The organism is Pseudomonas sp. S3_A09, from assembly GCF_054668065.1.
This window is the reverse complement of record NZ_CP162752.1, coordinates 5422608-5431031: the sequence shown is the minus strand read 5'-3', so window position 1 is coordinate 5431031 and position 8424 is coordinate 5422608. Positions and strand designations below refer to the sequence as shown.

Here is an 8424-nt window from a genome sequence, read left to right as displayed (position 1 = left end):
TCCGAATGATAGTTACCTTTGCTTCATTCGATTCGTGACATAGCACAGCGCCGCGCATGATCCGCCCATCTCAAATACATTGGCGGATGCACCTCATGGAACAGTCACTCAAACATTTGCGCTTCCCCCTGGCGGTTTTGGCCGTGGTGGTGATGAGCGCGTGCGGCAAGACCCCGGAACAAGCGGCCGCCATGCCTGCTGCCAAAGTCAGCGTGGCCAAGGTGCTGGAACAACCGGTCAACGAGTGGGACGAATTTACCGGTCGCCTGGAAGCCCCGGAAACCGTTCAGGTCCGTCCGCGCGTGTCCGGCCAGATCGATCAGGTGGCCTTCACCGAAGGCGCCCTGGTAAAGAAAGGCGACCTGCTGTTCCAGATCGACCCGCGTCCGTTCCAGGCTGAAGTCCGCCGCCTTGAAGCCCAGTTGCAACAAACCCGCGCCGCCGCCACCCGCAGCGATAACGAAGCCCAACGCGGCGAGCGCCTGCGCCAGAGCAATGCGATTTCCGCCGAACTGGCCGACTCGCGCACCACCGCTGCCCAGGAAGCCCGCGCTGCCGTCGCCGGGATCCAGGCGCAGTTGGACCTGGCCAAGTTGAACCTGAGCTTTACCCGTGTGACCTCGCCGATCAGCGGGCGTGTCAGCCGTGCCGAAATCACCGCCGGCAACCTGGTGACCGCCGACGTCACCGCGCTGACCAGCGTGGTCTCCACCGACAAGGTCTACGCCTACTTCGACGCTGATGAGCGTGTGTTCCTCAAGTACACCGAACTGGCTCGCCAAGGCCGTCGCGGTGCGACCACTCCGGTTTATCTGGGCCTATCCAACGAGACCGGCAACCCGCACCAGGGCCAGATGAACTTCGTCGACAACCAGGTCAACCCGGCCACCGGTACCATCCGTGGTCGCGCCGTGTTCGACAACAGCAAAGGCGAATTCACCCCTGGCCTGTATGCCCGCTTGAAGCTGGTTGGCAGCGGCACCTACTCCGCCGTGTTGATCAACGACGAAGCCGTCGGCACCGACCTCGGCAAGAAGTTCGTGCTGGTGATGGAAGGCGACAAGCCGGCTTATCGCTCAGTGGAACTGGGGCCGAAGATCGAGGGTTTGCGCATCGTGCGCAGTGGCCTCAACAAAGAAGACACCATCGTCGTCAAGGGCCTGCAGCGCGTGCGCCCAGGGTCGCCGGTCGCCCCGGAAACCATTCCGATGGCCAGCAAGGAAACCCTCGCCGCCTTGGCCCAACAACGACAAGCGCTTGAAGCCAGCAATCTGGAACAAGTGGCGCCGGATAAAGCCGCGCCGAAACTTGCCAGCGCTGCGACCCCACGCGGTTAAGGGATACGACTCAAGATGAATTTTTCCAAGTTCTTCATTTCGCGGCCGATCTTCGCAGCAGTGCTCTCGCTGCTGATCCTGATCGCCGGTGCGATCTCGCTGTTCCAACTGCCGATCAGCGAATACCCGGAAGTGGTGCCGCCGACCGTCGTGGTACGCGCCAACTTCCCGGGCGCCAACCCCAAAGTCATTGGTGAAACCGTGGCCGCTCCGTTGGAGCAAGCCATCACCGGCGTCGAGAACATGCTGTACATGTCCTCGCAGTCGACCGCCGACGGCAAGCTGACCCTGACCATCACCTTCGCCCTGGGCACCGACCTGGACAACGCGCAGGTGCAAGTGCAAAACCGCGTGACCCGGACTCAGCCGAAACTGCCTGAGGAAGTGACGCGCATCGGTATCACCGTGGACAAGGCCTCCCCCGACCTGACCATGGTGGTGCACTTGACCTCTCCGGATCAGCGCTACGACATGCTGTACCTGTCCAACTACGCCCTGCTCAACGTGAAGGATGAGTTGGCGCGTCTGGGCGGTGTGGGTGACGTGCAATTGTTCGGCATGGGCGACTATTCGCTGCGGGTGTGGCTGGACCCGAACAAGACCGCTTCGCGCAACCTGACGGCCACCGATGTGGTGACCGCGATCCGTGAGCAGAACCGTCAAGTGGCCGCCGGCGCCCTGGGTGCGCAACCTGCCCCGACCGCCACCGCGTTCCAGTTGTCGGTGAACACCCAAGGTCGCCTGGTGACCGAGGAAGAGTTCGAGAACATCATTATCCGTTCCGGCGATAACGGTGAAATCACTCGTTTGAAAGACATCGCACGGGTAGAGCTGGGTTCCAGCCAATACGCGCTGCGTTCGTTGCTGAACAACCAGCCGGCCGTGGCGATCCCGATCTTCCAGCGCCCTGGCTCCAACGCCATCGAGATCTCCAACGAAGTGCGCGGCAAGATGGAAGAGCTGAAAAAGAGCTTCCCGCAAGGAATGGACTACAGCATCGTCTATGACCCGACCATCTTCGTGCGCGGCTCCATCGAAGCGGTGGTGCACACCCTGTTCGAAGCGTTGATCCTGGTTGTGTTGGTGGTGATCCTGTTCCTGCAGACCTGGCGCGCCTCGATCATTCCGTTGGTGGCCGTGCCGGTATCCTTGATTGGTACGTTTGCGGTGATGCACCTGTTTGGCTTCTCGCTCAACGCGCTGTCCTTGTTCGGGTTGGTACTGGCCATCGGTATTGTGGTGGACGACGCCATCGTGGTGGTGGAGAACGTCGAACGGAACATCGAACTGGGCCTGGACCCGTTCCCGGCCACTGAAAAAGCCATGAGCGAAGTGACCGGCCCGATCATCGCCACGGCGCTGGTGCTGTGTGCGGTGTTCATTCCAGCTGCCTTTATCAGCGGCTTGACCGGGCAGTTCTACAAGCAATTCGCCTTGACCATTGCGATCTCGACGGTGATCTCGGCGTTCAACTCGCTGACCTTGTCCCCTGCCCTGGCCGCGGTGTTGCTGCGCAGCCATGACGCGCCGAAGGATCGTTTCTCCAAGATTCTCGACAAGATTTTCGGCGGCTGGTTGTTCCGTCCGTTCAACCGCTTCTTCGAAAAAGCCAGCCACGGTTATGTCGGCACCGTACGCCGTGTGATTCGCGGCAGCGGCATCGCCCTGTTCCTGTACGCCGGTTTGATGGTGCTGACCTGGTTCGGTTTTGCCCACACCCCGACCGGTTTCGTACCGGCCCAGGACAAGCAATACCTGGTGGCCTTCGCCCAATTGCCGGACGCCGCGAGCCTGGACCGCACCGAAGACGTGATCAAGCGCATGTCTGACATCGCGCTGAAACAACCGGGTGTGGAAGCTGCCGTAGCCTTCCCGGGCTTGTCGATCAACGGTTTCACCAACAGCCCGAACAGCGGCATCGTGTTCGTGACCTTGAAACCGTTCGACGAACGTAAAGACCCGAGCATGTCAGCCGGTGCGATTGCCGGCGCGTTGAACGGTAAATACAGCGACATCCAGGAAGCCTACATGGCGATCTTCCCACCGCCGCCGGTACAGGGCCTGGGTACGATTGGTGGTTTCCGCCTGCAGATCGAAGACCGTGGCAACCTGGGTTACGACGAGCTGTACAAAGAAGTGCAGAACATCATCACCAAGAGCCGTACCACGCCGGAGCTGTTCGGCCTGTTCACCAGCTACACGGTCAACGTGCCCCAGGTCGATGCCGCCATCGACCGTGAAAAGGCCAAGACCCACGGCGTGGCGATCAGCGACATCTTCGATACCCTGCAGATCTACTTGGGTTCGTTGTATGCCAACGACTTCAACCGCTTCGGCCGGACCTACCAGGTCAACGTGCAGGCTGAGCAGCAGTTCCGCCTGGATGAAGACCAGATCGGCCAGCTGAAAGTGCGCAACAACAAAGGCGAGATGATCCCGTTGGCGACCTTCATCAAGGTCAGCGACACCTCGGGCCCGGACCGCGTGATGCACTACAACGGCTTCATCACCGCTGAAATCAACGGCAACGCTGCACCGGGCTACAGCTCGGGCCAGGCTGAAGCGGCGATCGAGAAACTGCTGAAAGAAGAACTGCCCAACGGCATGACCTACGAGTGGACTGACCTGACCTATCAGCAAATCCTCTCAGGTAACACTGCGCTGTTCGTGTTCCCGCTCTGCGTACTGCTGGCGTTCCTGGTACTGGCCGCCCAATACGAAAGCTGGAGCCTGCCATTGGCGGTGATCCTGATCGTACCGATGACACTGCTGTCGGCGATTACCGGGGTGATTATCTCGGGTGGCGACAACAACATCTTCACCCAGATCGGCTTGATCGTTCTGGTAGGCCTGGCCTGTAAGAACGCGATTCTGATTGTCGAGTTCGCCAAGGACAAACAGGCAGAAGGCCTCGATCCGCTCGCTGCGGTACTGGAAGCCTGCCGTCTGCGTCTGCGGCCGATCCTGATGACCTCGTTCGCCTTCATCATGGGTGTGGTGCCACTGGTGTTGTCCAGCGGTGCCGGTGCCGAGATGCGTCATGCCATGGGCGTGGCGGTGTTCTCCGGGATGATCGGTGTGACCTTCTTCGGTCTGTTGCTGACGCCAGTGTTCTACGTACTGATCCGTCGCTATGTAGAGCGCAGCGAAGCGCGCAAAGCGGCCAAGGCCTTGAAGCTGGAGACACAGCAATGAGTGTGAAAGTATTCCTGCCGAGCTTGTTGGTACTGGCGCTGAGCGCCTGTGCCGTGGGCCCGGACTACAAAACCCAGACACCGGAGGCGGCCAATATCACGGCCGCTGCCGATGCCAAGCAGTATGACCACGCCAAGTTCGAAGGCATCTGGTGGCAACAGTTCGAGGACCCGACCCTCAACCAACTGGTAACCCAGGCGCTTCAAGGTAACCGGGATCTGCGCGTCGCCTTTGCTCGCCTGCGGGCGGCACGGGCGATCCGCGATGACGCCAGCAATGACGCCATGCCGACCATCACCAGCCGTGCCAGCAGTGACCTGGCCAAGGGGCAAATCCCGGGCCAGACCACCAAGCGCGTTAACAGTGAGCGTTATGACCTCGGCCTGGACATGGCCTGGGAACTGGACCTGTTCGGTCGCATCCAGCGCAACCTGGAAGCCACCGACGCCGACCAGCAGGCCGCCGAGGCTGATTTGTACCAGCTGCAAGTCACCATGATTGCCGAACTGGTGGACGCCTACGGCCAACTGCGTGGCGCGCAACTGCGTGAACGCATTGCCCTGGACAACCTGAAGAACCAGCAGGAATCGCGCACCATCACCGTCAGCCTGCGGGATGCCGGTGTGGGCGACCAGCTCGACGTGGAGCGTGCCGACGCGCGTCTCGCGGCGGTTGAGGCCAGCGTGCCGCAACTGCAAGCCGAACAAGTGCGCGAGCGTAACCGCATCGCCACCCTCCTCGGCCAGCGTCCCGACAAGCTCAGCGTCGACCTGGGCCCGAAAAACCTGCCGGCAATTGCCAAGGCGTTGCCGATTGGCGATCCAGGGCAATTGCTGCAACGTCGCCCGGACATCCTCAGCGCCGAACGTAAACTGGCTGCTGCCACGGCGCGTATCGGCGTGGCCAAGGCCGACCTGTTCCCCCGGGTCAGCCTCAGCGGCTTCCTCGGCTTTACCGCCGGGCGAGGCTCGCAGATCGGCTCGTCCGCCGCGAATGCCTGGGCCCTGGGCCCAAGCATCACCTGGGCAGCATTTGACCTGGGCAGCGTGCGCGCCCGTTTGCGCGGCGCCGATGCCGAGGCGGACGGCGCCCTGGCGACCTACGAGCAGCAAGTCCTGTTGGCCTTGGAAGAATCCGAAAACGCCTTCAGCGACTACGGCAAACGTCAGCAACGCCTGGTTTCGTTGATCCGCCAAAGCGAATCCAGCCGCGCCGCCGCCGACCTGGCCGCGATCCGCTACCGCGAAGGCACCGTGGACTTCCTGGTGCTGCTGGACGCACAACGTGAGCGCCTGGCCGCCGAAGACTCCCAGGCCCAGGCCGAAGTGGATTTGTATCGCGGGATTGTCGCGATCTACAAAGCGCTGGGGGGCGGCTGGCAGCCGGATACGGTGGTCGCCAGCGCCAAGTGATGTAAAGAGCTCCTTTGGTTGGTCGCATCCAGCCAATTTTTTGCCCCGTGGTCCATTCGGTCACGGGGCTTTTTTTGACATAGCCACAGCGACATCACCATGGCATCAAGCTGCTCGCCTATGGCATCCTTTCGGCCATACTACAAAAAACTGATGCAATCTTTATCAAACGTTGGTGCTGAACTACGGAAGGTTTATGGCGATTTTTGCGAATGAAGCAGCCATGCAAATGTGGATGGCAGAGCAATTGGAGAATGTCGACGGCTTCGGGGAGCTGGTGGAATCGAGTGATGTACCAGAACCAAAGTCTATTGAGGAAGGGTACATAACTAAGAGCTATGAATTTTGCTTGGACGCCCTGAATTTCAACATTGTGATTTCTGCCAATGAAAACATATCGCTTGATCCAGGCGACATACTGAAACCCGATTTTCTCCTCTACTCTTCTGAAAGTGAAGCGGTAGTCGTGGTTGAGCTAAAAAATCAGTCTGGACCCACGCGACAAGCGGGCACAGAATTGGGCGCCTATACCGCTGAGATAAAACAGTACCTCCCTTTTATTGCAGGGTCCGATGTCATTAGCATTGTGGTCTCACCCGACTGGCCGGTATTGCTTAGGCACTATATCTTCAACGAAATCGTATGGGGCAACAAACGAGTTGTATGCCTAAGACCAATCCAAAGAGACGATCAGATTAAATTAGAACTGGTACCACCTGAAGAACTTATAGAGGGCAATCTGAGCGTCTTGTTGAGCGATGAGCACTTAGGTGGATTTCATATTTCTCTTTATGACATGGAGCTTTACCGAGGAGGGGCAAGAGAACGTATTTCAGCGTACGTTGAACAGATGCAGACAGCCACCAAGTATATCGCCGCCAAGGGACGAGCGCAGAGTAACAATGGCTTTGCGTTTTTGTGGAAAAATGAACGAACAGAAACGCTAGCGCCGTATTTCATCACCGTGGTCAACGTTGCGCCTTTTAAAATGCTCGAACGCTTTGTTCGCACGTTTGCTATCGAGGACGATTGCATGCTGGATAGGATCATTAAAAAAGTCGCGTTTGAGTACTCGCCAGAGGGGCACGGAGCATCCATTGGTGAACAATACAAAGATTCATTGAAGTTTCTTCGGACATTTTGCTCAGCGCAATCCGAAGGTTTCCTCAGTTGGCCAGCCCTAAAAGCGTTTATGATAGAGCACTCAACCTTGATCTCATTTGAAGCGTGGGGCATATTTGAAAAGTCCTTATTTGAGGAGCTTGAAAAAGCATATGCCAACAACAACACCACCTTAAAATCAAACGATCCCGAACTCGGAATGAGTGTTCTAAATACCGTTATCGATAGCAACTATCAATACATAGACCTTCGAGATTTTTACGCTCCCCCTGACGATCAGGATGAGGACGACTATTAAGTTACTCAACACTCAGGTACAGGACTTGAATCCCCAGCCACACCCAAGTTTAAAATCAGCCCACGATAATGCCCCGGATTCGACCCGCTCCATTTACGAAACGCCTTATAAAACGAACTCGTATCCGCAAACCCCAACCGCTCCGCGATCTCGGCAAAACTGATCTGTGGCTCCGCCAACCACACAATCGCCAATTCCTTGCGCACACTGTCCTTGAGGCCCTGGTAGGTCTGCCCTTCCTCCGCCAGGCGCCGCCGCAAGGTTGAGGCGGAGATGCACAGGCTGACGGCGAGACCTTCAGTCTCCGGCCAGGTTTGGGGGGGGAGCTGGCGCAGGTCGTGCTTGATGCGGGTGGCGAGGCTGTCGGGATCGCGGTATTTGACCAGGATATTGGCCGGTGCGTGAGCCAGGAAACGCTTGAGTTCTTCCGGGGTGCGCTTGATTGGCAGGTCCAGGCAGTCGGCAGAGAAGATCATCCGCGTACGGGGCCGATCGAAACGCAGGTTGTCGGAGAACATCACCTGGTAGTCAGCGCAAAAGTCCGGTTTTGCGCAGCGCAGCTCAATCGCCAGGATTGGAATACGTCGTCCTGCCAGCCAACAGGCCACGCCGTGCACAATCATCCAGTAGGTAAAGTAGGTGAAGGCGCGATTGGGTTCAGCCTCGGGCTCGACCAGCACGATCTCCGCCAGACTTTGTTGACGCACCAACTCAGCGGGCATCCGCTCCAGCATGAGTGACAGGAACCCCAGCGCGGTCTCCAGGCTGGTGGCGAGGGTTGGCTGCGCCATTGCAGCGCGGCAGAGAAACGCCAGGCTACCGGACTTGAGCTTGCGCGGGTCCATGCCAAAGAACTCATCATCGGTACGGCGTGCCAACAGGCGCCATAGGCGTGCGTAGGTAGTGGCCGAAACCCGCGCGGTAGGTTCGGCGAGCCACTGCGGGTCTATCCCGGCGTCGTGCAGCACTTCAGCACTGGCCGCCCCCGGCGCGCAGCTTTGCAATAAAGCTTCACGCACAAGATGAATGGAGATGGTGTCTTTTTCCGACATGGTGAACC

5 protein-coding genes are annotated in these 8424 nt (G+C 58.7%); 4 read left to right on the top strand and 1 reads right to left on the bottom strand.

Annotated features, from left to right (window positions below; genetic code table 11):
• Window positions 1-95: 95 nt before the first annotated feature.
• The 4 genes from mexE to AB4N92_RS25275 all read left to right on the top strand — a co-directional run bounded on the left by mexE (window position 96) and on the right by AB4N92_RS25275 (window position 7364).
• Window positions 96-1337: a multidrug efflux RND transporter periplasmic adaptor subunit MexE gene (mexE, locus tag AB4N92_RS25290; RefSeq protein ID WP_045792196.1), complete on the top strand. Its 1242-nt coding sequence runs from the start codon at window positions 96-98 to the stop codon at window positions 1335-1337.
• 15 nt (window positions 1338-1352) lie between these two features.
• Window positions 1353-4532 (top strand): efflux RND transporter permease subunit, encoded by a 3180-nt coding sequence (locus tag AB4N92_RS25285; RefSeq protein ID WP_010210597.1) that lies wholly within the window; start codon window positions 1353-1355, stop codon window positions 4530-4532.
• Window positions 4529-5944 (top strand): efflux transporter outer membrane subunit, encoded by a 1416-nt coding sequence (locus AB4N92_RS25280; protein ID WP_038453228.1) that lies wholly within the window; start codon window positions 4529-4531, stop codon window positions 5942-5944. The genes AB4N92_RS25285 and AB4N92_RS25280 overlap by 4 nt, the downstream gene beginning before the upstream one ends.
• Before the next feature lie 196 nt (window positions 5945-6140).
• Window positions 6141-7364, top strand: coding sequence for a hypothetical protein (locus AB4N92_RS25275; protein ID WP_021491993.1), 1224 nt, complete (start codon window positions 6141-6143; stop codon window positions 7362-7364).
• Between the two features lie 5 nt (window positions 7365-7369).
• Here the strand turns inward: AB4N92_RS25275 and AB4N92_RS25270 are convergent, their stop codons facing one another.
• Window positions 7370-8416: an AraC family transcriptional regulator gene (locus tag AB4N92_RS25270; RefSeq protein WP_045792197.1), complete on the bottom strand. Its 1047-nt coding sequence runs from the start codon at window positions 8414-8416 to the stop codon at window positions 7370-7372.
• Window positions 8417-8424: the final 8 nt, after the last annotated feature.